A 25,874-nucleotide genomic window follows, 5' to 3' on the forward strand; every position below is an offset into this window, starting at 1 on the left:
AGGGCGGTAGGGGTTCATGCGTCACGGCGTGCTGCTCCTGGGTCCGGGTTCGTGGGTCGTCCGCCACTCTAGCGCCGCGCGGCCCCGCCTCCAGCAGCGCTCCCGTTCGACAGCCTCCCCATCATCCTCATCGGCCGGCCGTGGGACACGGCGCCGACACCCCTCACCACGATCACGCAGCCCATGGTCGGGATGGCCGTCCGGGCGGGGACGATGCTCCCCGAGGAGATCGAGGCCCCGGGCTCGCACCCGGAGCCCGTCATCTACTCGACGGAGCTCGTCGAGCGGGCCGGCACCGCCGTCGCGCCCACCGCGTCCGCGGCGAACGCGTAGTCCCAGGCGATGTCGCGCCAGCGCGAATAGCGGCCGCTGGCGCCGCCGTGGCCGCCGTCCATCTCGGTCTTCAGCACGATCGGTTCGGTGCCCGTGGTGGTCTCGCGCAGCTGGGCCACCCACTTCGCGGGCTCCACGTAGAGCACCCGCGTGTCGTTGAAGCTCGTCACCGCGGCGATGCGCGGATAGGGCACGGGGCGCACGCTCTCGTAGGGCGTGTACTCCTTCATGTACCGGTACACCGCCGGGTCCGTGATCGGGTTGCCCCATTCCTCCCACTCGAGCGCGGAGAGCGGCAACTCCGGGTCGAGGATCGTCGTGAGGGCGTCCACGAAGGGCACCTGCGCCACGATCGCCCGGTACTTCTCCGGGGCGAGGTTCGCGACGGCGCCCATGAGCAGCCCTCCCGCGGACCCGCCCATCGCCGCGACCCGGCCGGCGTCCACCCATCCAGAGGTGCCGAGGTAGGTCGTGGCGTCCACGAAGTCCGTGAACGTGTTCTTTTTGGCGAGCTTCTTGCCCTGCTCGTACCAGCTGCGGCCCATCTCGCCGCCGCCGCGGATGTGCGCGACGACGAAGACGATGCCCCGGTCCAGCAGGGAGAGCCGGGCGATGGAGAACGCCGGGTCCATGCTGACCTCGTAGCTGCCGTACGCGTAGATCAGGGCCGGGTTGGACCCGTCCCGGGCGAGGTCCGCGCGGCGGATCACGGACAGCGGGATCAGCGTGCCGTCCGCGGCCGGCGCCCAGTGCCGTTCGGCGACGTAGTCGGCGGGGTCGTAGCCGCCGCGCACCTCGGTCTCCTTCCGCAGCTCCAGCGCGCCGTCCTCCAGCATGTAGTCGTAGACGCGCGGCGGCGTGAGGTAGGAGGTGTAGGAGAGGCGGATGATCGGGGAGTCGAACTCGGCGTTGGCGAGGTTGCTCGTGAACAGCTCCTCGTCGAAGCCGGGTTCCGCCGGCACGCCCTGCGCCGGCGTCCCGAGACCCGCCAGGGGCAGGACCTGCACGCGCTCGATGGTGTCCTTGCGCACCGACAGGACGAGGTGGGTGCGGGTGACGGTGGCACCCTCGACGCGGACGGCGTCGTCGTGCGCGACGACCGTCGTCCACGCCTGCTCGGCGAGCGGTTTGGCGAACTCGCCAGCCGCCACCAGGCTCACCATCGAGTTCTTCGCGTCGCGGTCGTGCGTGAGCAGGTAGTACGGTGCGCCGTCGACGGTCACGGGCTCGGCGTCGTACAGGATGCGCTCGTCGCGGGAGAGCAGCGTGGTCAGCCCCCGCTCCGGCGTGGCGAGGTCCAGGACGCGGTACTCGCTGTACTCGGAGCACCCGATGCTGATGAGCAGCTGCGTGCGGTCCGCGGACACCTCGAAGCCGGTCCACAGGGCCACGTCGTCCTCCTGGAACACGACGTCGTCCTCCTCGACGGGCGTGCCCAGCGTGTGCGCGCGCACCTGGTAGGGGCGCCAGGAGTCGTCGACGACGGTGTAGTAGACCCGCGCGCCGTCCGGGGAGAAGGCCAGGCCGTAGAAGACGTTCGGCACGGCGTCCGGCAGCAGTTCCCCGGTCCCGAGGTTTTTGATGCGCAGCGTGAAGCGCTCGTCGCCGGCGTTGTCCTCGCTGTAGGCGAGCAGCGTGCCGTCCTCGGTGACGGACAGGCCGCCGAGGGAGAAGAACGGCTTGCCCTCGGCGAGTTCGTTGCCGTCGAGCATGATCTGCTCGCCGGGGACAGGCTGCCCGGGGACCACCACGGGCGGCGTCCAGTCGCGGCTGAGATCGCCGGTGTCCTCGGCGGCCACCCGGCACTGGATGCCGTACTGCTTGCCCTCCTCGGTGCGCGAGTAGTACCACCACCCCTTCTTCCGGGCAGGGACGGACAGGTCCGTCTCCTGCGTCCGGTCCCTGATCTCGCCGAAGATGGCCTCGCGCAGCGGCTCCTGGCTGCGGGTGACGGCCTCGGTGTAGGCGTTCTCGCGCTTCAGGTGCTCGATCAGCTCCGGGCTCTCCTTGTCGCGCATCCACTCGTAGTGGTCGACGAACGTGTCCCCGTGGTGGGTGCGCTCGGAGGGCACTTTCCGGGCGGGCGAGGGGAGGGGGATCTCGGTCACGGTGGCGTCAGCGGTCATGGCTTCCATCTTGCCACTGCCGGTCCGCCGCCCCGCCGCCCCGGCCGGTTGACCGTGCTGGGCGGCCGTGCAATTCTGGAGCAGGCCTTTACAGAACGAACGTTCGGTAATTCGTTCGACCGGAGCGGGCCCACCACGACGACGAGGGAGACGAACATGGCCGAGGCTTTCCTGGTGGGTGGTGTCCGCACCCCCGTGGGGCGGTACGGCGGGGCCCTCTCGAGCATCCGCCCGGACGACCTCGCGGCGCTCGTGCTCTCCGCCGTCGTGCAGCGCGCCGGCCTCGACCCGGCCACTGTGGACGAGGTGATCCTCGGCAACGCCAACGGTGCGGGGGAGGAGAACCGCAACGTCGCACGGCTCGCGTCCCTCCTCGCGGGGTTCCCCGACAGCGTGCCCGGCATCACCGTCAACCGGCTCTGCGCCTCGGGTCTGTCGGCCATCATCATGGCGTCCCACATGGTCAGGGCCGGGGCCGCGGACGTCGTCATCGCCGGCGGGGTCGAGTCCATGAGCCGTGCGCCGTGGGTCATGGAGAAGCCCGCGAAGGCGTTCGCGAAGCCCGGCGCCGTCGTGGACACCTCCATCGGATGGCGCTTCACCAACCCGCTGCTCGCCGCCCGCGACAAGGTCACCTACTCGATGCCCGAGACGGCGGAGGAACTGGCGACGCTGGACCGCATCACGCGCGACGACGCCGACGCCTTCGCGCTCCGGTCCCACCAGCGGGCCCTCGCGGCCATCGACGCCGGGCGCTTCTCGGACGAGATCGTCCCCGTGCAGGTGAACCGCGGCAGGACGTCCTTCTCCGTGGACACCGACGAGGGCCCGCGGGCCGACACGACCCTCGAGGTCCTCGCAGGACTCCGTCCCGTGGTCCGCCCGGACGGCATCGTCACCGCCGGCAACTCGAGCTCCCTGAACGACGGCGCCTCCGCCGTCATCGTCGCCTCGGAGGCGGCGATCGAGCGGTACGGGCTGACGCCGCGTGCCCGGATCCTCGACGGCGCCTCCGCGGGCGTCCCGCCGGAGATCATGGGCATCGGCCCGGTGCCGGCCACGCAGAAGGTGCTCGAGCGCACCGGCCTCACCGTCGCGGAGCTCGGCGCCGTCGAGCTCAACGAGGCGTTCGCGACCCAGTCGCTCGCGTGTATCCGCCGACTCGGGCTCGACGAGGAGATCGTGAACCGCGACGGCGGGGCGATCGCGCTCGGCCACCCCCTCGGGTCCTCGGGCGCCCGGATCGCCGTCACCCTGCTCGGCAGGCTCGAGCGCGAACTCGCCGGCCCGTCCCGGCGCCTGGGCCTCGCGACCATGTGCGTCGGCGTCGGTCAGGGCACCGCCCTGCTCGTCGAGGCCGTCTGATGCCGTCGTCGCTGAAGCTCACCGACGCACCCGGCCGCCTCGTCGTCGAACTGCACCGGCCGGAGGCCCGCAACGCGATCGACCGCCGGATGGTCGACGAGCTGCACGCCGTGTGCCAGGACCTCGAGGGGTCCCCGCGCACGCTCATCCTCACCGGGTCCGACGGCGTCTTCGCCTCGGGCGCCGACATCGCCGAGCTGCGCGAGCGCCGCCGCGACGACGCCCTGGCCGGCATCAACTCGACGCTCTTCGCGCGCATCGCCTCACTGCCCGTGCCCGTCATCGCGGCGCTCGACGGGTTCGCGCTCGGCGGAGGCGCCGAACTCGCGTTCGCGGCGGACTTCCGCCTCGGGACGCCGCGCCTGAGGATCGGCAACCCGGAGACCGGCCTCGGGATCCTCCCCGCCGCCGGCGCCACGTGGCGGCTGAAGGAGCTGGTGGGGGAGCCCCTCGCCCTGGAGATCCTGCTCGCCGGGCGCATCCTCTCCGCCGAGGAGGCCCTTGCCGCGCGCCTCATCACGGAGATCCACGCACCCGAGGACCTCCTGCCGGCGGCCCACGCGCTCGCCGACCGCATCGCGCGGCAGGACCCGCTCGCCGTCCGCATCACCAAGAGCGTCTTCCACGCACCCCGGGACGCGCACCCGATGATCGACCAGCTGGCGCAGGCCGTCCTCTTCGAGTCCGACGCGAAGTTCGACCGCATGCAGCGATTCCTCGACCGGAAGAAGGGCTCATGAGCAGCGACCCCACCAGCGACCCCGGCACGCCCACGAGCAGGCCCACCGGCCTCCCCGTGCGGGTCGGCGTCCTCGGCGGCGGCCGGATGGGCGCGGGCATCGCCCACGCGTTCTGCCTCGCCGGGTCGAGCGTCGTCGTCGTCGAACGGGACGACGCCGCCGCGGAGGCCGGCCTCGGCCGCGTCACCCGGGCCCTCGCGAACAGCGTCGGACGAGGGACGACGACGGCCCCGCTCGCCGACCTCGGGGCCAGGATCGCCGTGTCCACGGACTACGCGGACTTCGCCGGATGCGGGCTCGTGGTGGAGGCCGTGCCGGAGGACCCCGCCCTGAAGCGGCAGGCGCTCCGCGCCGTCGAGGACGTGCTCGACGACGGCGCCTGGCTCGCCACGAACACCTCCTCCCTCTCCGTCGACGCACTGGCGGGCGCCCTCCAGCGACCCTTCCGTTTCTGCGGGCTCCACTTCTTCAACCCCGTCCCGGCGTCGGCCCTGATCGAGGTGGTCCTCGGCACGGAGACCTCCGCCGAGCTCGAGGAGGCCGCCCGGTCCTGGGTGGCAGCGCTCGGCAAGACGCCCGTCGTCGTCCGCGATTCCCCCGGGTTCGCGAGCTCGCGGCTCGGCGTGGCCATCGCCCTGGAGGCGATGCGCATGCTCGAGGAGGGCGTCGCGACGGCGGAGGACATCGACGCCGCGATGGTCCTCGGCTACCGGCACCCCGTGGGCCCGCTGCGCACCACGGATCTCGTGGGCCTCGACGTCCGCCTCGGCATCGCCGAGTACCTCGAAGCCACGCTCGGCCCCCGCTTCAGCCCGCCCGCGATCCTCCGCGAGAAGGTGGCACGCGGCGAACTCGGCCGCAAGAGCGGACGGGGCTTCTTCGCCTGGGACGACGCCCCGCCGTCGGCCGCCACCGACCAGAACCCATCCCGGCAGCACCAGTGAAAGGCGAGCGGACCATGACAACCGCCCCGGAACGAGTACAGATCGACGTCGTCCCCAGCTTCCTTGAGGACGGCTGGTGGACCCCCGACCGGACCGCTGCGGAGGGCGACGGCACCGTGGTGCGCGACGCCAGCACCGGCGAGGACCTCGCCCTCGTCAGCACGGCCGGAATCGACACCGCCGCCGCCGTCCGCTTCGCGCGCACCACGGGCCAGACGGCCCTCGGCCGGTTCACCTTCCACGAACGCGCGCTGAAGCTCAAGGAGCTCGCGCAGTACCTGAACGCGCAGCGCGAGCCGCTGTACGAGCTGTCGGCGAAGACCGGCGCCACGAGGGTCGACTCGATGGTGGACATCGACGGCGGGATCGGCGTGCTCTTCACGTTCGGGTCGAAGGGACGCCGCGAGCTGCCGAACTCGCACGTGATCGTGGACGGCCCACCCGAGGTGCTGTCGAAGGACGGATCCTTCCTCGGCACGCACATCCACACGCGCATCCCGGGTGTCGCGGTGCAGATCAACGCGTTCAACTTCCCGGTGTGGGGCATGCTCGAGAAGCTCGCCCCCGCGTTCCTCGCCGGCGTTCCCACGATCGTGAAGCCCGCGACGCCTACCGGGTTCCTGACGGCCGCCGTCGTGAAGCTCATCATCGGCTCCGCCATCCTCCCCGAAGGGTCCCTGCAACTCGTCTCGGGGCCGGCCCGCGACATCCTCGACCACCTCGACTACCGCGACCTCGTGTCCTTCACCGGCTCGGCGTCCACCGCCAATCACCTCAAGTCCCACCCGTCGGTCGAGCGCGGTGGCGTCCGCTTCACGTGCGAGACCGATTCCCTCAACGCCGCCATCCTCGGACCGGACGCCGTGCCGGGCACCCCGGAGTTCGAGGCCTTCATCAAGTCCCTCGTCACCGAGATGACGGTCAAGGCCGGCCAGAAGTGCACGAGCATCCGCCGGTCCATCGTGCCGGAGAACCTGGTCGACGACGTCGTGCGTGCCGCCGGCGACCGCATCCGCGAGCGGGTGACGCTGGGCGACCCACGGGCCGACGGCGTCACCATGGGCGCGCTCGCGTCCCTCGCACAGCTCGAGGGCGTGCAGGACGCCGTCCGCGAACTGCTCGACGGCGGGGCCTCCCTGGCGTTCGGCTCACTGGACGCGCCCGACGTCGTGCTCGCCGACAACACGTCCGGGAAAGCACCCGACGGCGCGTTCATGGCGCCGGTGCTGCTCACCTGGAAGGACGTCGAGGCCGGCGCCCTGCACTCCGTGGAGGCGTTCGGGCCGGTCGCGTCCGTCATCGGGTACGACGACCTCGCGCACGCCGTCCGCCTCGCCGCTCTCGGGTCCGGTTCCCTCGTCGCCACGGTGTGCACCAACGACCCCGCGGTGGCGCAGGAGCTCGTGCTCGGGATCGCCGCGCACCACGGCCGCGTCCTCATCCTCAACCGTGAGGACGCCCGCAGTTCCACGGGCCACGGGTCGCCCGTCCCGCACCTCGTGCACGGAGGGCCCGGGCGCGCGGGCGGCGGCGAGGAACTGGGGGGCATGCGTTCGGTGCTGCACCACATGCAGCGCACCGCCGTGCAGGGCTCGCCGAACATGCTCACGAGCATCACGGGGGAGTGGCACACCGGGGCGGACCGCCGGTTCGACGACACCCACCCGTTCCGGAAGGACCTGGCGACGCTCCGCATCGGGGACGCCGTGAAGTCCGGGCTGCGCCGGGTGGCGCTGGAGGACATCGAGGCCTTCGCGCAGACCACGGGGGACACCTTCTACGCGCACACCGACGAGGAGGCGGCGGCCGCGAACCCGTTCTTCCCCGGGATCGTGGCCCACGGGTACCTGCTGCTGTCCTGGGCCGCAGGCCTGTTCGTGGATGCCGCGCCCGGGCCGGTGCTCGCCAACTACGGCCTGGAGAACCTCCGGTTCATCACGCCGGTCGCCGCGGGGGACTCCATCCGCGTGACCCTGACGGCCAAGCGCATCACGCCGCGCGAGACGGACGAGTACGGGGAGGTCGCGTGGGACGCCGTCCTGCACAACCAGGACGACGAGATCGTGGCGACCTACGACGTCCTGACCCTCGTGCGGAAGTAGTCCGCCACTCGGACGCATTCGCTGCCGCCCACCGACCCGCAGGTCCCGGTGGGCAGCAGCATCCATGCCCACCGGGACCGCGCAGCCCCCGGGTTGTCGTGCCGATATTGCCGCGCGTACGAGCGTCAGGAAGTCGTCCGGTTGCCGCGTCAGCAGGGCATGGGTCACCCGAAGGACCGGGACGCCCCGGGTAGTGAGCAGATTTTAGCGGCGGCGGTCCTCCTCGAACTCCCGGCGGTCGCTGTGGTACTGCCGTCCGTCCGCCTCAATGCCCAGGATGCCGTCGACGTACAGATCGGGCAGGCGATACACGCCGCGGACCGGTCGCAGTACCTGCCCCCGATCCACCGCCTGCCCGAGCCGATAGGGGGTGACGCCGGCCGCGACGAGTGTCTTGCTGCGGGCTACTCCGCCGAGCGTTTCCAGTGCGGTGCGGGGGTCCATGAGGGGACCCTGCCCGCACCCGGACCTCGTGACCGTATGAGGACGGCCTATGTGGACGAGCACAGGGGACGGGACCCTCGCCGTCCTGCCCACCGGGCCCCGGGAGTGAGTGGGCATGACGCGTGATGCCCACCGAGCACCGCCCGTCAGTGGGCAGGACCGTCGCCGCGGAGCGGAACAGGGAGTGGACGCAGGAGCGGCCAGGCGGTCAGCGCCGGTGCAGGCCGTCGAACACCATGTGGATGACGTCGTCGGAGAGCTTCTCGGCGGTCAGGGGCCCGCCCGGTTTGTACCACTCGACGATCGAGTTGATGGTGCCGAAGATCAGGCGCGTGGTGGTCCTCGGGTCGATGTCCTTCCGGATGGACCCCTCGTGTCGCGCGGCATCGACGAGGGCCGCCACCTCCCGGTCGAAGGCCCGGCGGCGCTCCAGCGCCTCACGCTCGATCTCCGTGTTGCCGCGAAGCCGCAGCAGCAGCGTGACGAAGGGGAGCCGCTCGGTCAGGACGGCGACGGTCCCCCGCAGCACGAACTCGAGCCGGGCATCCGCGGGACCGGTGTGCGCCCGCGGATCCTGCAGCACGGCTTCCAGCCCACCCAGCGCATGATCGAGGGCCAGCCGCAGGAGATCCCCCTTGGACGGCACATGGTGGTAGATCGCGGACTTGCTGATGCCGAGTTCCTCCGCGAGCATCCCCATCGACGTCGCTTCGTAGCCGTGCCGGTTGAAGGCCGAGACCGCGACGGCGAGGACCGACTGCTGGTCGTAGCCGGGGCGTCCGCGCCGGGCAGTGGCGGCAGGGCGGGATCCATCGACGGTCATGCGCTCATTTTTGCACGGCGGTCCGGGCGGTCGAGTGGCAGGGGACGAGCGAGGCATCACTCTTAACGGGTGATAGTTAGCTTGCCTAGTAAGTAGTAGGCTTATTACTATCACCTGCTCCACTCTGAAAGGGCGCTCCCCGTGCTAACGACCTCCTGGGATCTCCGCCTGCGGGCACTCATCGCCTTCCGTGACAGCGAGGGCCGTGATCCATCATTCAGAGCATCCACTCCGGGCGAGCACCGCATGGCCATGTGGCTCGACGAACAGCGCAAGGCCGCCCGCGCCGGGCGCCTGACGGCCGCGCATCGTGCGAAACTCTGCGCCGCGGGGGTGCTCTCCGAGGAGCCCGTCGAGCGCGAGCGCACCGGGGCCGCCTGGCTGAAGGTCGAGAGCATCTCCGAGTTCCTCGAGGACGAGGGCCGGCTGCCATCGCTCTCGTCCCCCGCATCCGTCGGGGAGAAGCGGCTCGCCGCCTGGATGAACGCCCAGCTCTCCTCGCGGGCCGTGGAGAACGGACCCGTCCGCGCGCTGCGGGAGATCGTGGCCGGCAGCCAGGGCAGCCGGGACGCGCCGCTGGCCCGGGTCGGCTGACCGCCGCCCTCTGCTGCTCCCCGTCCACGAATCGTGGACCAGGAACACCTTCCGACACCTCGTCGTCCCGGGAACACCGTCCGCGCCGCACAGGCGGGCGCCGTCCCCGGCACGGCCCCGACCGTTGACGGTCCTCGCGCACCCTCCCTATACTGAACGAACGGTCGGTAATTAAACCGGACGTCCAGACGAGCGAGGCAGGCACCATGACGGCGACAGCGATCGACACCCGTGCGGACCACGACGCCGCCGGCGAGAAGGTCTTCAACGACATCATCGCCCGGGACTCCCGGATCGAACCGCGCGACTGGATGCCCGCCGACTACCGCAAGTCGCTGACCCGCCAGATCTCCCAGCATGCGCACTCCGAGATCATCGGCATGCAGCCGGAGGCGAACTGGATCACGCGCGCCCCGTCCCTCAAGCGCAAGGCCGTGCTCATGGCCAAGGTCCAGGATGAGGCCGGCCACGGACTCTACCTGTACTCCGCCGCGGAGACCCTCGGGACCCCGCGCGAGAAGATGACCGAGGACCTGATCGCCGGCAAGGCGCGCTACTCGAGCATCTTCAACTACCCCGTGCTGACCTGGGCGGACATCGGGGCCATCGGCTGGCTCGTGGACGGGGCAGCCATCTGCAACCAGGTGCCCCTCTGCCGTGCCTCCTACGGCCCGTACGGGCGTGCGATGGTCCGCATCTGCAAGGAGGAGTCGTTCCACCAGCGGCAGGGCTTCGAGATCCTGCTCGAACTGGCCAACGGCACCCCCGAGCAGCGCTCCATGGCCCAGGACGCCGTCAACCGCTGGTACGCGCCGTCGCTCATGATGTTCGGCCCGCCGGACGAGGATTCCCCCAATTCGCAGAAGTCCATGGAGTGGAACATCAAGCGCTTCTCCAACGACGAGCTGCGGTCCCGCTTCGTCGGCATGATGGTCGAACAGATCAAGGTCCTCGGACTCGACCTGCCGGACAAGGACGTCCGCTTCGACGAGGGGACCGGCCGGTGGCTGTACGGACCCCTCGACTGGAACGAGTTCAAGGAAGTACTCGCCGGCCGCGGTCCCTGCAACGCGCAGCGCCTGGAGCGACGCCGGGAGGCCCACGAGGAGGGCGCCTGGGTCCGCGACGCCGCCTCGGCCTACGCCGCACGGCAGGCCGCGAAGCCCACGACGACGAAGGCGGCCTAGGTGACCGGCGGATCGACGACGGGCGACGACGGCGCGACGGCGCCGTCGTCGGGCCTCCACGAGGAGCGCGCGGCCTGGCCGCTCTGGGAAGTCTTCGTGCGGTCCTCGCGCGGCCTCTCCCACGTGCATGCGGGGTCGCTCCATGCGCCCGACGCCGAGATGGCCGTCCGCAACGCGCGCGACCTCTACACGCGCCGCAACGAGGGCGTGAGCCTGTGGGTGGTCCCTGCGTCGGCGATCATCACGAGCGATCCCGACGCGAAGGACGCCTTCTTCGAGTCGCCGCAGGGCAAGGACTACCGCCACGCGACGTACTACACGAAGAGCGAGGGAGTGAAGCACCTGTGAGCGAGGCGAACGCCAGTGCCACGCGCATCACGCCGGGAAATGCGCTGCGGCCCGAGGACATCGCCCTCCAGGACGCGAAGCCCGCCGACGCCGTCGCCCGGTACGCACTGGGGCTGGGCGACGACGCCCTGATCCTCGCGCAGCGGCTCGGCTGGTGGATCTCCAGGGCGCCCGAACTCGAGGAGGACGTGGCGCTGGCGAACATCGCGCTCGATGAGATCGGGCATGCCCGGTCCTTCCTGACCTACGCCGGCCGCGCCTGGGACAAGACCGAGGACGACCTCGCCTACTTCCGCCGCGAGCCCGAGTTCCGCTCGGTGCACCTCGTGGAGCAGCCCAACGGGGACTTCGCCCGCACCATCGCCCGGCAGTTCGTCGTCGCGCTCTACCAGTGGGAGCTCTACTCCCGCCTCGTCCACTCGAGCGACCCGACCCTCGCCGCGATCGCCGCGAAGGCCGTCAAGGAGGTGGACTACCACCGGGACCACGCCACCCAGTGGGTCCTGCGCCTCGCGCTCGGGACCGAGGAGTCGCGCCGCAGGATGATCGCCGGCCTCCGGCTCAACTGGCCCTATGTGGAGGAACTGTTCACCGACTACCCGCTCATCGACGAGGTGGGCGATGCCGGGGTGCGCCCGAGCGAGCTCCGCGAGTCCTTCGACAGCGCGGTACGGACGGTCCTCACCGAGGCCGAGCTCGAGGTCCCCGCGGTGCCCGGCGCCGTCGGGGGCGGACGCCTCGGGCGCCACAGCGAGCACCTCGGGTACCTGCTCGCCGAGATGCAGGTCCTCGCCCGCGAGCATCCGGGTGCGTCCTGGTGAGCGTGTCCTGATGGGGTCCCCATGGTGACCGGAGCGGACCTGCGGCCCTCGGCGGCCCCCGACGCCGCGGCCTGGGACGTCGCGGCGACGGTCTGCGACCCGGAGATCCCGGTGCTCACCATCGAGGACCTCGGGGTGCTGCGCGCAGCCCACGTGGCGCCGTCGGGACGGGTCGAGGTCGCGATCACCCCCACCTACTCGGGCTGCCCGGCGATGGATGCCATCCGCGACGACGTCACCTCGGCGCTGCGCGCGGCGGGCTACGACGACGTCGCCGTCCGGCTCGTGCTCGCGCCCGCCTGGACCACCGACTGGCTGAGCGACGACGGCAAGGCGAAGCTCGCCCGGTACGGCATCGCGCCACCCACGGGCAAGGCCGCCGTCGGGCCGGTGCGCATCGGCCTGAGCGTCAAGTGCCCCCAGTGCTCGTCCCTGAACACCCGCGAACTGACCCGCTTCGGGTCCACCTCCTGCAAGGCGCTGTACGTGTGCAACGACTGCAGGGAACCCTTCGACTACTTCAAGGTGCACTGATGGCCGTTGTCCTCGCCCCCTCCACCAAACGGCGGAGTGCCTTCCACACGCTCACCGTGCGCGGCGTCCGCCGGCTGACGGAGGACGCCGTCGAGGTCACCCTCGACGTCCCTCCCCGCCTGCAGGACGCGTTCGGGTACCTCCCCGGGCAGTACGTGGCGCTGCGCACCACGCTCGACGTCGACGGCGTGCCGCGGGAGGTCCGCCGCAGCTACTCGATCTGCGCCGACCCGCGCCCCGGGGAGCTGCGCGTCGCCGTGAAACGCGACCTCGGCGGTGTCTTCTCCACCTGGGTCAACGAGTCCCTGACGGCGGGGGACACCCTCGAGGTCATGAGCCCGCTCGGGCAGTTCACCCCGCGCACGACGCCGGGGGAGCAGCCCGTCTCGTTCGTCGCCGTCGCCGCCGGGTCCGGCATCACCCCGGTGATCGCGATCGCCCGGTCCATGCTCGCCGGCGGCCCGAACGTACGCTTCGACCTCGTCTACGCCAACCGGGCCGCGATGGACGTGATGTTCCTCGAGGAACTCGCCGACCTCAAGGACCGCTACCCCGCCCGCTTCGCGGTGCACCACGTCCTGTCCCGCGAGCAGCGCATCTCGCCCCTGCTCTCGGGCAGGATCGACGCCGAGAAACTCGAGGGCCTGCTCGGCACGGTCATCGCCACCGACCGCGTGGACGAGTGGTTCCTCTGCGGACCGTTCGAGCTCGTCCAGCTCTGCCGGGACTTCCTCACCGAGCGCGGCGTGCCCGCGGAGAAGGTGCGCTTCGAGCTGTTCACGACCGGCGAACCCACCCGGCCGGAGGGCAGCCACGGACGCCCGGTGGTGGCGGCGGACAACGGGGAGAACTACACCATCTCCTTCAACCTGGACGGCCTGCAGGGCTCGGTGCAGAGCCCCACCCACGCCCGCGAGTCGATCCTCAACGCCGCCCTCAGGGTGCGCCCCGACGTGCCGTTCGCGTGCGCCGGCGGGGTGTGCGGGACGTGCCGGGCGAAGCTCGTCCAGGGGACCGTGGCGATGGAGGAGAACTACGCGCTCGAACCCGACGAGGTCGCCGCAGGGTTCGTCCTCACCTGCCAGGCCCACCCCACGAGCGACGCCGTCGCCGTCGACTACGACGCCTGAGAGGCAGCCATGACCATCCCCTCCACCGCGACGCCGTCGGGCAGTGAACCCTCCGCCGGCATGATCCGCCTCAGCATCGACGGCGGGGTCGCCGAGGTGGTGCTGGACGCGCCGTACCGGCTCAACGCCGTCGACGAGCAGGCGCTCGCCGAGCTCGCCGACGCCTACGACGACGCCGCCGCCGGCGTGCGCGACGGCACCGTCCGTGCGCTCGTGCTGCGCGGGGAGGGGCGCGCCTTCTGTGCGGGCCGGGACCTCGGGTCCATCGAACCCGGGGCCGACGACGCCTTCGGGTTCCTCGACGCCACGCTCACCCCGCTGCTGCGGAAGATGGCGGACTTCCCGGCTCCGACCTTCGCGGCGGCGCAGGGCGCGTGCCTCGGCGTCGGCCTGGGCCTGCTGCTCGCGACGGACGTCGTGTACGTCGCGGAGTCCGCGAAGATCGGTTCGCCGTTCGCCGCCCTCGGGCTGGCACTGGACTCCGGCGGGCACTGGCTGTTCACCGAGCGGCTCGGTCCGCACCGGGCCCTGGACCTGATGTACACGGGGGACCTCATGACCGGAGCGGAGGCGGTGGCCGGCGGACTCTTCAGCCGCGCCGTGCCTGCCGGGGAGCTGCTCGAGTTCACCCGGGCGAAGGCTGCGCGGGCGGCGACCGGTCCGCTGCAGGCGCTCGTCGCCTCGAAGCAGCTCGTCGCGCGGATCCGTGACGAGCGGCTCGGACTGTGGCAGGCCGTCAGCGGCGAGAACGACGTCCAGGGTGTGCTCGGGGCATCGGACGACTACCGCGAGGGCCTCGAGGCGTTCCGGGAGAAGCGGGCGCCGCGCTTCGGCGCCTGAGCCCCGGGGTGCGGCCGTCGGCGGCTACCGGGACCCGCGGCGTGTGAGGACCAGGTGCACGACCCCCGACGGGGAGGGGGTCGCCTCGATCCCGAAGCGCTCCTCGAGTCCTTCGAGGCCGTCCCACAGGCGTTCGCCCCTGCCCAGGACGATCGGTACGACGACGACGTGCAGGTGATCGATGAGGTCGGCCTCGAGGAACTGCCGGACCGTGATGGCGCCGCCGCCGATCCGGACGTCCAGGCCGCCGGCCAGGCCGCGGGCCTGTTCCAGTGCGGAGGCGGGCTCGGCGTCGACGAAGTGGAAGGTCGTCCCGCCATCCATCTCGAGGACCGGTCGGGGATGGTGCGTCAGGACCACGACGGGGGTGTGGAAGACAGGGTTCCCGCCCCACCAGCCCTTCCATTCCTCGTCCTCCCAGGGGCCGCGGTGGGGGCCGAACTTGTTCCGCCCCATGATCTCCACCCCGATCCCCGGTCCCCACGCGGCGGCGAAGGCATCGTCGACGCCGGAGGAACCCGGGCCCTCCCCGTGGAGGCCCATCGCGCGGAAGGTGCGGGTCCCGATCGCCCACTCCATGAGCCGTGAGCCCGCATGGCCGAACGGGGCCTCGAGGGTCTGGCCCTCGCCGGTGGCGAAGCCGTCGAGGGAGACGGAGAAGTTGTGGACACGGACGAGGGACATGGGATCTCCTTGTGCAGTGCACGGTCACCGGGTGATGACCATGCTCCACGGCGGGTCAGCGCGTGTCCAGATCCTCGAAGACGAGGAACGTCTGGGTGTCGAGGACGCCCGGCATCGACTGCAGCTGGTCGAAGATGACCCGTCGCAGCCCCACGTTGTCCTCCGCCCGCACCAGGAGGATGACGTCGAAGTCCCCGCCGACCAGTGCGATGTGGTGGATCTCCGGGACGCTGCGCAGCCTGTCGCGGAGCTCGCGCCAGGAGTGCTGCCGCACCTTGAGGGTCACGTAGGCGGAGGACCGGAGGCCGGCCTTGGCCGGGTCGATGATCGCCGTGAACCGCGTCAGCACGCCGTCCTCGGTCAGCTTCGCGATGCGGGAGTAGGCGTGTGCCCGCGAGATGTGCACACGCTCGGCCACCGAGGTCACGGACTGGCGCCCGTCCCGCGTGAGTTCGGCGAGGATCTTCCGATCGACGTCGTCGAGCACTCCGTCCACCACGTGTCCACGCTCCTTCGCGTAATCCAGCTCACACTGCCGATTCGTCCAAAGAATACCGCGCTCGTTGAACGAATATCCACACTTCGCCGACTTCGTGGATACAAAAGATGCCGGCTGGCCATACTGGTCTCACACAGCATCCAGTGCCGGAGCTACCGCTCCGCGCCGAGAATGGAAGGCCGCTGCGGCGGCTGATGATGGAGGCGGAATGAGTACGGCAACGAATGAGGGCCGCAACGGCATGCTGGGCGGTGCATCCGGGGGCGGAGCGCGCGACGGAGGCACGACGCCGGACAGCGCCCTGCTCCCGTCGGTGGAGCCCGTGCAGCTGGTGGACCCGGACGGTCATCACCACACCGACGAGCGTTACCCGCTCCCCGACGGGGAGCGGCTGCTCGACGCCTACGGCCGCCTCATCGCCGGCCGCCGCATCAACGACCAGGCCAACGCCCTCGTCCGCCAGGGCCGGATGGCCGTCTACCCCTCCTCCCACGGCCAGGAGGCCTGCCAGGTCGCCGCCGCCGTGGTCCTCGGTGCCGAGGACTGGCTCTTCCCGACCTATCGGGACACGGTCGCCGTCATCACGCGCGGCGTCGACCCGCTCCAGGTCCTCACGCTGCTCCGCGGCGACTGGCACGGCGGCTACGACCCGCACGAGCACCGCGTCGCCACCCAGGCCACGCCGCTGGCCACGCAACTCCTCCACGCCGTCGGCGTGGCCCATGCCGCCAAGCTGCGCGGCGAGTCGACCGTCGTCCTCGCCATGTGCGGTGACGGCGCGACCAGCGAGGGCGACTTCCACGAGGCCCTGAACTTCGCTGCCGTGTTCCACGTCCCCGTCGTGTTCTTCGTCCAGAACAACGAGTTCGCGATCTCGGTGCCGCTCAGGAGCCAGAGCGTCGCACCGTCCCTCGCCCACAAGGCCATCGGGTACGGCATGCCCGGTGAGCGCGTGGACGGCAACGACCTCGCCGCGCTCCTCGCCGTGCTCGGAAGCGCCGTGGACCGGGCGCGCGACGGTGGCGGCCCCACCCTCGTCGAAGCACACACCTACCGGATGCAGGCGCACACCAACGCGGACGACGCGACGCGCTACCGTTCCGCCGACGACGTCGAGCGCTGGGTGCCGAAGGATCCGATCACCCGCCTGCGCACCTACCTGCGCGCGCTGGACCTGCTGACGGTCGAGTTGGAGCGGGCCCTGGCCGACGAGGCGGACGCGATCGCCGCCGCCATCCGGAAGGGACTCAACACGGAGGTCACAGTGAACCCTGCGGAACTGTTCGAGTACGTGTACACGGAGAAGACGACGCAGCTGCGCGAGCAGGCAGAGCAGCTGCGCGAGGAACTGGCGCGCGACGCCGCCGGCACAGGAACCCCCACGTCAGACACGAAGGCGGACCGACCATGACGCAGACCACGGAGGCACCCACCGGGGGCGTGGCGGACCGGACCGGCGCCGTGCCGGGGGGACGCGTGACGTCCACCTTCGCCAGGGCCCTCAATGCCGCGCTCGCGGACTCGATGGCGGCCGATGCCTCCGTATTGATGTTCGGCGAGGACGTGGGACCGCTCGGCGGCGTCTTCCGCATCACGGACGGCCTGACGGCCCGCTTCGGCGAGGAGCGCTGCTTCGACACCCCCCTCGCGGAGGCCGGCATCATGGGCATGGCCATCGGCATGGCGATGAACGGCATGAGGCCCGTCGTCGAGATGCAGTTCGACGCCTTCGCCTATCCGGCCTTCGAGCAGGTGGTCAGCCACGTCGCGAAGATGCCGAACCGTACGAAGGGCAGGGTCCGCCTGCCCCTCGTCATCCGGATCCCGTACGCCGGCGGGATCGGCGGCGTGGAGCACCACTGTGATTCCTCGGAGGCCTACTACGCGCACACCCCCGGACTCACGGTCCTGGCCCCCGCGACCGTCCGCGACGCCTACTTCATGCTGCGCGAGGCGATCGCGTCCCCGGACCCCGTGGTGTTCCTGGAACCGAAGAAGCTGTACTGGTCCAAGGAGGAGGTGGACCTCGCCGAGCTGCGCAGGACCTTCGAGGCCGGCCAGGCGCCCCGACGCATCGGCAAGGCGGTCGTCGCCCGCCCCGGGACCGATGCGACCCTCATCAGCTACGGCCCGTCCGTGCCGACGGCGCTCGCCGCGGCCGCTGCGGCCGCCGAGGAGGGCCGGTCCATCGAGGTCATCGACCTCCGCTCCATCGTGCCGTTCGACGACGAGACCGTCTGCGCCAGCGTCCGACGGACCGGCCGCGCCGTCGTCGTCGCGGAGGCTCCGGGCTTCGTGTCGGTGGCGTCGGAGATCGTGGCCCGGGTGCAGGAGCGCTGCTTCCATTCCCTCGCCGCCCCCGTGCTCCGCGTGACCGGGTTCGACATCCCGTATCCCTCGCCGAAGCTCGAACATTTCTACCTGCCGAGCGTCGACCGCATCCTCGACGCCGTGGACGACCTGCAGTGGGAGGACTGACATGAGTGCACCCGCCGTCGATTCCGGGCTCCAGGTGTTCGCCCTCCCCGACCTCGGAGAGGGCCTGACCGAGGCCGAGCTGGTGTCCTGGCTCGTCGCCGAGGGCGACCCCGTGGCCGTCGACCAGCCCATCGCGGAGGTCGAGACCGCCAAGTCGGTCGTCGAGGTCCCCTCGCCCTTCGCGGGGACCGTCGCCGTGCTGCACGGCAGGCCCGGTGAAGTGCTCGACGTCGGTGCGCCGTTCCTCTCCGTCCGGCCCGACGGCGGCGGACCTGCGGCCACCTCACCGGCAGTCGCCACTGCAGGTGTCGAAGCCGCCGCGGCGGAGCTCCGCGAGGAGACCGGTGTCCCTGCTGCCGCCACCGGGGACGACGCCGCGGCGGCCGACGGCGGCTCGGGGAACGTGCTGATCGGCTACGGCACTCCGGGTGGTCTCACCGGTGGCCGCACCCGGCCGCGCAAGGGCACGACGGCGGGAGCCGCTACGTCGGCACCGGCGTCCGCTGCGTCCTCGGCTGCTACGGCGGCCGCGGCCCCCGCCGCTCAGACGACGCCGTCGCCCGCGGCCACCGGCACGGCAGCGTCCGACGCCGGCACGGCCCCGCTGTGTGTCTCGCCCCTGGTCCGGAAGCTCGCGCGCGACAACGGCGTGCGGCTCGCCGACCTCCGCGGGTCGGGGGAGAAGGGGCTGATCCTCCGTCGCGACGTGGAGCAGGCGATCGCGGCTCTGGCGTCGTCCGGCCCTGATGTCCCTGAGGGCGCCGTCCCTGCCGACGCCGTCCCCGGTGCCTCCCCCGTGACCCGCGACATGCCGGCCGCCACGGGAGCGGCGGACGCTCCGCTCGATCCGCGGTCCGGTCTCACGGTCCTCGAACGCACCCCCCTGAGGGGAGTCCGGCGGACGATCGCCGATGCGATGACCCGCAGCCGACGCGAGATCCCCGAGGCCACGGTCTGGGTGGACGTCGACGCCACCGCCCTCGTGGAACTGCGGGCGGAGATGAAGCGCAGGACGCCGGACGCGGTGCCCGGCCTGCTGGCCTTCGTGGCGCGGTTCGTCGTGGCGGGTCTGGCCCGCTACCCGGAGCTGAACAGCCGGATCGCGACGGGTGACGACGGCGCCCAGGAGATCGTGCGGGTCGACGGCGTGAACCTCGGGATCGCAGCACAGACGGACCGCGGCCTCGTGGTGCCGGGCATCCGACGGGCCGACACCCTGTCCGCCCGCGGGCTCGACACCGAGATCCGCCGCCTCGCCGCCCTGGCACGTGAGGGCAGGGCCACGCCGTCGGACCTGTCCTCCGGCACCTTCACCCTGAACAACTACGGGGTGTTCGGCGTGGACGGCAGCGCGGCCATCATCAACTACCCGGAATCGGCGATCCTCGGGATGGGCCGGATCATCGACCGCCCGTGGGTCGTGGACGGCGGGCTCGCGGTGCGCAAGGTGACCGAGCTGACGCTCGCCTTCGACCACCGCGTGTGCGACGGCGGAACCGCGGGAGGCTTCCTGCGGTTCGTCGCGGACGCGATGGAGAACCCGGGCGGGATGCTCGCCGACCTGTAGGCGTGGGAGCAGTCCGCCGGGGTCTCCGAGGACCCGGCGGAGTAGACTGAGGGTCCCACGATGAATCAGGTGCATGATGAAAATCCGCCGGAATCACAGGAAGCACGACCAGCAGTCCGCCCGACCGTCCCCGCTCGCGCCGACCGCTCCGGGTGGGCCCGTCCAGGAACCGCCGCACCCGGAGGCGCACGCCCACCGGTCCTTCTTCGACGGGCTCGACAACGCCGCGCGGACCTTCCTCGGCCCGGCGGCTCGCAGTGACGGGGGCACGCCGGTCGTGCACCGCCACGACGCCGCCGAGGATCTGTCCGACAGCGCCCTGCTCTCCATGGAGATCCACACGGACTCCCTCGGGCACCACTATGCGGTGCGGAAGCACCTGCCGGCACAGCCCGCGGCCGCAGAACCGGACGAGCGGGAGCAGCCGCACGAGCTGGAGGGACCCGAAAGGTCCTAGGCGTCTCCGGTCCCGCCCCGTTCGTAGGGCCATGGCCGGTAGCACGACCACGGCCCGGGCAATCCGGTCCCCTGCGCCTCCGGGAGAACCGTAGGGTTGGGGTGGTGATCGAGTCGCCGAACAACGCCCCTGCCCCCTCCGCCGTCGCCCCGTCCGCCATCGTCCGGGACGGCTTCGTCAGCGTCCGCGGCGCCGGCGAGAACAACCTGCGGGGCGTCGACGTCGATGTCCCGCGCGACGCCGTCGTCGCCTTCACCGGGGTCTCGGGGTCGGGCAAGTCCTCGCTGGCGTTCGGCACGATCTACGCCGAGGCGCAGCGCCGCTACCTGGAATCGGTCGCCCCCTACGCGCGGAGGCTCATCCAGCAGGGGCACTCCCCGCACGTCGGCTCGATCACCGGGCTCCCTCCCGCCGTCGCGCTCCAGCAGCGGCGCGGCACGCCGAGCGTGCGCTCGACCGTCGGGACGCTCACCACCCTCTCCAACTCGCTGCGGATGCTCTACTCGCGTGCGGGCACCTACCCGGCGGACGCCGTCGAACGCCTGGAATCCGATGCCTTCTCGCCCAACACCGCCGGCGGAGCGTGTCCGCGGTGCCACGGGCTGGGCATCGCACGGGACGTCACCGAGGACACACTCGTCCCCGACCCCTCCCTGACCATCCGCGAGGGTGCGATCGCCGCGTGGCCGGGCGCCTGGCAGGGCAAGAACCTCCGCGACGTCGTCGGCGAGCTCGGCCACGACATCGACGTCCCCTGGCGGGAGCTGCCGCAGCAGGCGCGGGACTGGCTGCTGTTCACCGAGGAGCAGCCCGTCGTCGAGGTCACGCCCCAGCGGGACCGCGTGGCCAAGCCGTACAAGGGCCGTTTCTGGAGTGCGAAGAGCTACGTCATGCACACCCTCCGCGACTCGAAGAGCCAGCAGATGCGCGATCGCGTGCTGCCCTTCATGGAGTCCGGCCCGTGCGGGGTGTGCGGCGGGAGCGGACTGCGTCCCGAGGCGCTCGCGGTGACCTTCGCCGGACTGTCGATCGCGGAGGCGAACGCCCTGCCCCTGGCGGACCTCGCCGCGCACCTCGAGCCGGCGGCCACGCTGGAGCACGCGGTCGCAGCGCACGGGTCGTGGACCTCGGGGGAGGGCACGGAAGTGTCCGTCACCATCAGTCGCGACCTCGTCCAGCGCCTCCGGGTCCTCGTGGACCTCGGGCTGGGCTACCTGAGCCTGAGCCGCGCCACCCCCACGCTCTCGCCCGGCGAGATGCAGCGACTGCGCATCGCCACGCAGCTCCGGTCCGGTCTGTTCGGCGTCGTCTACGTGCTCGACGAGCCGTCCGCCGGACTGCACCCCGCCGACGTCGAGCCGCTCCTCGCCGTCCTCGCAGCACTCAAGGACGCCGGGAACTCGGTGTTCGTCGTCGAACACAACATGGACGTCGTCCGACGCTCGGACTGGATCGTTGACGTCGGCCCGCTCGCCGGGGAGGGCGGGGGAGAAATCATCTACAGCGGCCCAGCCGGCGGGCTCGTGGACGTCCGGGCCTCCCTCACGGCGCCGTTCCTGGCCCGGACCGCGCCGGCGGCGGCGGTGGACGGCGCCGCCCGGGAACCCTCGGCCTGGCTGCGCCTCGAGGGCATCCGCCGCCACAACCTCCAGGGTCTCGACGCCGCCGTTCCCGTGGGCGTCCTGACCGCGGTGACGGGCGTGTCCGGATCGGGGAAGTCGACGCTCGTCAGCAAGGTCCTCGCCGAAGCGGTCGGGGCGCACGTCCGCGACGACACCCCCGCCGATTTCGAACCGGTCGACGACGGGACGGCCCCCGAGGCAGACACGGGCTCCACGGTGGCGGGCATCGGCGGACTGGAAGCCTTCGACCGCCTGGTCAGCGTGGACCAGAAGCCCATCGGGCGGACACCGCGCTCCAACCTCGCGACCTACACGGGACTGTTCGACGCCGTGCGGAAGGCGTTCGCCGCGACGCCCGCCGCGAGGTCGCGGGGCTTCGGGGCCGGCCGGTTCTCCTTCAACGTGCAGGGTGGACGCTGCGAGACCTGCCAGGGCGAGGGCTTCGTGGCGGTCGAACTCCTGTTCCTGCCCGGGAGCTACGGCCCCTGCCCGGCCTGCGCCGGGTCCCGCTACAACGAGGAGACCCTCGGAGTCACGCTGGACGGCCGCACCATCGCGGACGTCCTCGGGATGACCGTGGACGACGCCGCGTCCGCCCTCCGCGACATTCCGGCCGCGGCCCGCTCGCTCGCCACGCTGCAGGAGGTGGGCCTGGGGTATCTGCGGCTGGGGCAGCCGGCCACGGAGCTCTCCGGGGGAGAGGCCCAGCGCATCAAGCTGGCCACCGAGCTGCAGCGGGCCCGGCGCGGCCATACCCTCTACCTGCTGGACGAGCCGACCACCGGACTGCATCCCGCGGATGTCGTGCTGCTGCTCGCGCAGCTGCGGACACTGGTCGAGGCCGGCAACACGGTCGTCGTCGTCGAACACACGATGGCGGTCGTGGCGGCCGCCGACTGGGTGATCGACCTCGGTCCGGGCGGAGGTTCTGCCGGCGGCAGGATCGTCGCCTCCGGGACACCCGCGCACATCGCGGGGCTCGCGCCCGAGGTGAGCGCGACGGCGCCGTACCTCGCCGAGCACCTCGGAGCCCGGAGCGGGGCCTGACCGGCAACCCGGCCCGTGCTGCGCGGACCTACACCAGTGCCGGCGCGAAGTCGTTCTCGACGGGAGCCCGGGCATCCAGCGACCGCCAGGCCGAGGAGAGGATGCCCACCGCCCGGCGGGTGTCCTCGGGCGGGTAGCTGAAGGGGACGCGGAGGAACCGCTCGAACACCCCGTCCATGCCGAAGCGGGGACCCGCGCCGAGCAGCAGGCCCCGGTCCCGGGCAGCGAGGGCCAGTTGCGAGCTGACGGGCGCCCCCAGATTCACCCACGTGCACAGTCCGCCCGGGACGTGGGGGACGTCCCACGCAGGTAGCGCGTCGTGAAGGAGCCCCTCGAGGTGGCTGCGGCCCTCGGCCAGTTGCCTGGACCGGAGGAGCAGCAGCTCGTCGTACGTGCCCAGCATCTCGAGGGCGATGAGCTGCTCGAGGATCGGCGTCCCGAGGTCCTGCGCATACCGGGACTGGACGAGCCGGAGGATGAGGTCCTCCTCCGCCCGGATCCACCCGATACGCAGTCCGCCCCAGACGGTCTTGCCCATCGATCCGACCAGCACGGCGGGTCCGAAGGCCGCAAGGGGAGGCATGGGATCGGCGTCGATCCGCAGCTCCGCCATCGTCTCGTCCGCGATGACCACCGTGTTCTGCCGTGCCGCCGCCGTCATCAGCCGGTCGCGCTGCGCAGGAGGCATCACCGCTCCGGTGGGGTTGTGGAAGTCCGGCATGACGTAGGCCAGCGTCGGGCGCCCCCGCCGGAACGCCTGCTCGAGGCCGTCGTCGTCCCAGCCGTCGCGGGCATCGACGGCCACCGGCAGGAGGCGTCGGCCTGCGGCGCGCAGGGCCTCGTACGCGTGGGGGTAGCTCGGCGCCTCGACGAGGGCCGAGTCGCTGCGGCCGAGCAGTGCGCGTGCCAGGAGGGAGATGGCGTGCTGTGCTCCGAGGGTGACCATGATCTGCCCGGGTTCGGTGGGGACGCCCCGCGCCGCATACCGGTCGGCGAGGGCCTGCCGCAGGCGGGGCAGGCCGAGCGGATCGTAGCCGCTGCCGTTCAGGTAGGCGGGAAGCTCCTGCGCGGCTCTCGCCGCGGCCTCGCCGACCTGCGGGGCCGCGGGGAGTGCCGCCTTGCTGAGGTCGAGAACCACGCCGGGTCCGCCGTCGTCGTGCGCCGGTACCTCCCGTCCCGGCATGGCGACGACACTGCCCGAGCCGCGCGTGCTCTCCACGTACCCGGCCGACCGCAGCCGTGCATAGGCGGCCGCCACGAGGGTCCTGCTGACGCCGAGCTGCACGGCCAGCTCGCGTTCGGCCGGCAGGCGCGTCCCCAGGGGGATGCGCCCGTCGAGGGTGAGCAGCCGGATGCGGTCGGCCAGGGCCCCGTAGGCTGGGCCCGTGGTGCGCCACGCTCCGAGTTCGGCCGCGAGGCGGCGGGCGGGAAGAACCATCATGAAGCCACCATGGCACGATTGGCATCTTGATGTAAGTCCAATTCCCGGTTGTACTGGGACCATGACGTTCCTCGGCGCCCGGCGCGGGCTGCAGCTCCTGCTCGGCCTCTTCCTCTACGGTTTCTCGCTCGCGATGATGATCAGGGCCACGCTCGGGGTCTCGCCCTGGGACGTCCTGGGGCAGGGCGGCTCCCTCCAGACCGGCATCCCGTTCGGCTTCATGACCAACATCATCGGCCTGATCGTCCTGCTGCTCTGGATCCCGCTCCGACAGCGCCCGGGCATCGGGACCGTCCTGAACGTCCTGCTCGTGGGGCCCAGTGCGGAGATCGGCCTCGCAGTACTCGGAGAGCCGAGCCAGCTGTGGGGGCGGATCCTGCTGTTCACCGGCGGACTGGTGCTGCTGGCGGTGGCCAGCGGCCTCTACATCGGCGCCCGCCTCGGGCCGGGCCCGCGCGACGGCCTCATGACGGGCCTCCATGCCCGCTTCGGGCTGCCGATCTGGCTCGTCCGCACGGCCATCGAGGGGACCGTGCTGCTGCTCGGCTGGCTGCTCGGCGGGTCGGTCGGCCTCGGCACGGTCGCCTTCGCCCTGCTGATCGGACCGTTGATCAACGTCACGCTGCCGATCTTCCGTATGCCCGAGCGAGCCCCTCGGACGCCCGCCGCCGTCACCGTCTGACCGGACGGTCCGGGCCGACCGGCACGCGCCGGACCGGTTGAGCCGCGCCGCCTGACCGGACAGCCGGAACCGGACCGGGCACGCCCCGGACGCGCGGCGCCGGGCACGGACCGGGCACATACCGGCCGGCGGTCGCGCCGTGCAGCCGGGTCGCGTGCCACCGACCTAGACTGGAGCTCCTGCCGTCAGAGAGGACCCCATGACCACCGACGTCCCCAGCGAGAACAGCGGCCCGTGGCGGGAGCTCGGACCGGGCATCCATGTGCTGCGCACTGCGGGTTCCCGGACGAATATCGGGCTCGTCGTCGGCTCCGAGCAGGCGCTGCTCATCGACACGGGGCCAGGACCGATCGGTGCGGCGGAGGTGTACTCGCAGGTGCGGGCAGTCACGGGCCTGCCGCTCGTCGTCGTGAACACCCATGCCCATGCGGACCATTTCTTCGGCAACGACTACTTCGCCGCGCACGGCGTCGAGGAGTTCTGGGCGACGGCGCGGTGCAGCGCCGTCCAGGCCGAGAACGGCGAGGACCAGCGGGCGCCGGTCGCCTCCGTCGAGCCGACCATGGGTGCGGGCGACGGCGAGCACACCCGGATCGTCCCCGCCAACCGGCTCGTGGAAGGCACTCCCGTGGACCTCGACCTGGGAGGCCAGTCCGTGACGCTGTTCCACCTCGGACGCGGTCACACCGACCACGACCTGCTGGTGGGCGCCGGGAACGTGCTCTTCGCGGGGGACCTCGTGGAGGAAGGCGCGGATCCGGTCTTCGAGGACTCGTTCCCCGTGGACTGGGTGCGGACGCTCGGCAAGATGGTGGCCCTCGAGGACCTCTACGACGTGTTCGTGCCCGGTCACGGCGAGCCGGTGGCCGTCGAGGCCGTCGTCACGCAGATGAACACGATGCGCAGCGCCATCCGGGTGACCCGGGTGGCCATGGACGAGGCCTCGGTGGACATGACCAAGGCCATCCCGCTCCTGCCGTACGGCCCGGAGCAGTCCCGGGCACTGCTCATCCGCCTGCGCACCCTCGCGCACTGGAAGTGGCTGGCGCGCAAGCACTGAGGCGGT

The 25,874-nt window shown here is 71.6% G+C and carries 24 protein-coding genes; 18 read left to right on the plus strand and 6 right to left on the minus strand.

Features of this window, described 5'->3' with window-relative positions:
* Positions 1 to 263: 263 nt before the first annotated feature.
* Positions 264 to 2,459 carry a S9 family peptidase gene (locus AC4D2E_RS00850; RefSeq protein WP_490951398.1) on the minus strand — a complete coding sequence of 732 codons (2,196 nt, stop codon included), beginning with the start codon at positions 2,457 to 2,459 and terminating at the stop codon, positions 264 to 266.
* A 156-nt stretch (positions 2,460 to 2,615) separates the two neighbouring features.
* On the opposite strand from AC4D2E_RS00850, the gene AC4D2E_RS00855 reads away from it, so the two are divergent.
* The 4 genes from AC4D2E_RS00855 to paaZ are packed head-to-tail and all read left to right on the plus strand — an operon-like array spanning position 2,616 to position 7,610.
* Positions 2,616 to 3,824, plus strand: coding sequence for a thiolase family protein (locus AC4D2E_RS00855; RefSeq protein WP_490951399.1), 1,209 nt, complete (start codon positions 2,616 to 2,618; stop codon positions 3,822 to 3,824).
* Positions 3,824 to 4,564, plus strand: a complete 741-nt coding sequence (locus AC4D2E_RS00860) for an enoyl-CoA hydratase/isomerase family protein (RefSeq protein ID WP_490951400.1) — start codon at positions 3,824 to 3,826, stop codon at positions 4,562 to 4,564. The genes AC4D2E_RS00855 and AC4D2E_RS00860 overlap by 1 nt, the downstream gene beginning before the upstream one ends.
* Entirely contained in the window at positions 4,561 to 5,508 is a 948-nt protein-coding gene (locus AC4D2E_RS00865; protein WP_490951401.1) for a 3-hydroxyacyl-CoA dehydrogenase family protein, read from the plus strand. The genes AC4D2E_RS00860 and AC4D2E_RS00865 overlap by 4 nt, the downstream gene beginning before the upstream one ends.
* A gap of 14 nt (positions 5,509 to 5,522) precedes the next feature.
* Positions 5,523 to 7,610 (plus strand): phenylacetic acid degradation bifunctional protein PaaZ, encoded by a 2,088-nt coding sequence (paaZ, locus tag AC4D2E_RS00870; RefSeq protein ID WP_104168076.1) that lies wholly within the window; start codon positions 5,523 to 5,525, stop codon positions 7,608 to 7,610.
* A 204-nt stretch (positions 7,611 to 7,814) separates the two neighbouring features.
* Here the strand turns inward: paaZ and AC4D2E_RS00875 are convergent, their stop codons facing one another.
* Positions 7,815 to 8,054, minus strand: coding sequence for a type IV toxin-antitoxin system AbiEi family antitoxin domain-containing protein (locus AC4D2E_RS00875; RefSeq protein WP_490951402.1), 240 nt, complete (start codon positions 8,052 to 8,054; stop codon positions 7,815 to 7,817).
* 208 nt (positions 8,055 to 8,262) lie between these two features.
* The gene (locus AC4D2E_RS00880; RefSeq protein WP_490951403.1) at positions 8,263 to 9,000 is read right to left on the minus strand and encodes a TetR/AcrR family transcriptional regulator; all 738 of its coding nucleotides are present in this window, start codon (positions 8,998 to 9,000) and stop codon (positions 8,263 to 8,265) included.
* Between the two features lie 18 nt (positions 9,001 to 9,018).
* Here AC4D2E_RS00880 and AC4D2E_RS00885 point away from each other — a divergent pair, with 18 nt between their 5' ends.
* The 7 genes from AC4D2E_RS00885 (at position 9,019) to AC4D2E_RS00915 (ending at position 14,331) form a co-directional block, all read left to right on the plus strand.
* On the plus strand, positions 9,019 to 9,471 hold the full coding sequence (locus AC4D2E_RS00885) for a helicase associated domain-containing protein (protein ID WP_146067467.1): 453 nt from the start codon (positions 9,019 to 9,021) through the stop codon (positions 9,469 to 9,471).
* Positions 9,472 to 9,677: 206 nt separating this feature from the next.
* Positions 9,678 to 10,658: a 1,2-phenylacetyl-CoA epoxidase subunit PaaA gene (gene paaA / locus AC4D2E_RS00890; protein WP_490951404.1), complete on the plus strand. Its 981-nt coding sequence runs from the start codon at positions 9,678 to 9,680 to the stop codon at positions 10,656 to 10,658.
* The gene (gene paaB / locus AC4D2E_RS00895; RefSeq protein WP_104168081.1) at positions 10,659 to 11,006 is read left to right on the plus strand and encodes a 1,2-phenylacetyl-CoA epoxidase subunit PaaB; all 348 of its coding nucleotides are present in this window, start codon (positions 10,659 to 10,661) and stop codon (positions 11,004 to 11,006) included.
* Positions 11,003 to 11,827 carry a 1,2-phenylacetyl-CoA epoxidase subunit PaaC gene (paaC, locus tag AC4D2E_RS00900; RefSeq protein ID WP_490951405.1) on the plus strand — a complete coding sequence of 275 codons (825 nt, stop codon included), beginning with the start codon at positions 11,003 to 11,005 and terminating at the stop codon, positions 11,825 to 11,827. The genes paaB and paaC overlap by 4 nt, the downstream gene beginning before the upstream one ends.
* A gap of 21 nt (positions 11,828 to 11,848) precedes the next feature.
* The gene (gene paaD / locus AC4D2E_RS00905) at positions 11,849 to 12,361 is read left to right on the plus strand and encodes a 1,2-phenylacetyl-CoA epoxidase subunit PaaD (RefSeq protein WP_490951406.1); all 513 of its coding nucleotides are present in this window, start codon (positions 11,849 to 11,851) and stop codon (positions 12,359 to 12,361) included.
* Positions 12,361 to 13,491, plus strand: coding sequence for a 1,2-phenylacetyl-CoA epoxidase subunit PaaE (gene paaE / locus AC4D2E_RS00910; RefSeq protein ID WP_104168084.1), 1,131 nt, complete (start codon positions 12,361 to 12,363; stop codon positions 13,489 to 13,491). The genes paaD and paaE overlap by 1 nt, the downstream gene beginning before the upstream one ends.
* 60 nt (positions 13,492 to 13,551) lie before the next feature.
* The gene (locus AC4D2E_RS00915; protein WP_490952303.1) at positions 13,552 to 14,331 is read left to right on the plus strand and encodes an enoyl-CoA hydratase/isomerase family protein; all 780 of its coding nucleotides are present in this window, start codon (positions 13,552 to 13,554) and stop codon (positions 14,329 to 14,331) included.
* A 24-nt stretch (positions 14,332 to 14,355) separates the two neighbouring features.
* On the opposite strand, the gene AC4D2E_RS00920 is transcribed toward AC4D2E_RS00915, so the two are convergent.
* Both AC4D2E_RS00920 and AC4D2E_RS00925 read right to left on the minus strand, forming a co-directional pair.
* Entirely contained in the window at positions 14,356 to 15,015 is a 660-nt protein-coding gene (locus tag AC4D2E_RS00920; RefSeq protein WP_490951407.1) for a dihydrofolate reductase family protein, read from the minus strand.
* A gap of 55 nt (positions 15,016 to 15,070) precedes the next feature.
* Positions 15,071 to 15,514, minus strand: a complete 444-nt coding sequence (locus AC4D2E_RS00925) for an Lrp/AsnC family transcriptional regulator (protein WP_043441957.1) — start codon at positions 15,512 to 15,514, stop codon at positions 15,071 to 15,073.
* A 241-nt stretch (positions 15,515 to 15,755) separates the two neighbouring features.
* On the opposite strand from AC4D2E_RS00925, the gene pdhA reads away from it, so the two are divergent.
* The 5 genes from pdhA to AC4D2E_RS00950 all read left to right on the plus strand — a co-directional run bounded on the left by pdhA (position 15,756) and on the right by AC4D2E_RS00950 (position 22,685).
* Complete coding sequence (pdhA, locus tag AC4D2E_RS00930) at positions 15,756 to 16,925, plus strand: pyruvate dehydrogenase (acetyl-transferring) E1 component subunit alpha (RefSeq protein WP_490952304.1); 1,170 nt, start codon at positions 15,756 to 15,758, stop codon at positions 16,923 to 16,925.
* Entirely contained in the window at positions 16,922 to 17,992 is a 1,071-nt protein-coding gene (locus tag AC4D2E_RS00935; RefSeq protein WP_490951408.1) for an alpha-ketoacid dehydrogenase subunit beta, read from the plus strand. The genes pdhA and AC4D2E_RS00935 overlap by 4 nt, the downstream gene beginning before the upstream one ends.
* Position 17,993: 1 nt before the next feature.
* Positions 17,994 to 19,559: a dihydrolipoamide acetyltransferase family protein gene (locus AC4D2E_RS00940; protein WP_490951409.1), complete on the plus strand. Its 1,566-nt coding sequence runs from the start codon at positions 17,994 to 17,996 to the stop codon at positions 19,557 to 19,559.
* Positions 19,560 to 19,632: 73 nt separating this feature from the next.
* The gene (locus AC4D2E_RS00945; protein WP_490951410.1) at positions 19,633 to 20,016 is read left to right on the plus strand and encodes a hypothetical protein; all 384 of its coding nucleotides are present in this window, start codon (positions 19,633 to 19,635) and stop codon (positions 20,014 to 20,016) included.
* Positions 20,017 to 20,123: 107 nt separating this feature from the next.
* Positions 20,124 to 22,685 (plus strand): excinuclease ABC subunit UvrA, encoded by a 2,562-nt coding sequence (locus AC4D2E_RS00950; RefSeq protein ID WP_490952305.1) that lies wholly within the window; start codon positions 20,124 to 20,126, stop codon positions 22,683 to 22,685.
* A gap of 28 nt (positions 22,686 to 22,713) precedes the next feature.
* Here AC4D2E_RS00950 and yczR read toward each other — a convergent pair whose 3' ends face one another.
* Positions 22,714 to 24,126 carry a MocR-like transcription factor YczR gene (gene yczR, locus AC4D2E_RS00955; RefSeq protein ID WP_490910025.1) on the minus strand — a complete coding sequence of 471 codons (1,413 nt, stop codon included), beginning with the start codon at positions 24,124 to 24,126 and terminating at the stop codon, positions 22,714 to 22,716.
* A 61-nt stretch (positions 24,127 to 24,187) separates the two neighbouring features.
* Here yczR and yczE point away from each other — a divergent pair, with 61 nt between their 5' ends.
* Positions 24,188 to 24,808: a membrane protein YczE gene (yczE, locus tag AC4D2E_RS00960; RefSeq protein ID WP_104168091.1), complete on the plus strand. Its 621-nt coding sequence runs from the start codon at positions 24,188 to 24,190 to the stop codon at positions 24,806 to 24,808.
* Positions 24,809 to 25,007: 199 nt separating this feature from the next.
* Entirely contained in the window at positions 25,008 to 25,868 is an 861-nt protein-coding gene (locus tag AC4D2E_RS00965; protein WP_490951411.1) for an MBL fold metallo-hydrolase, read from the plus strand.
* The last annotated feature ends 6 nt before the right edge of the window (positions 25,869 to 25,874 follow it).

It is taken from the genome of Arthrobacter sp. TJ-265, assembly GCF_058269135.1.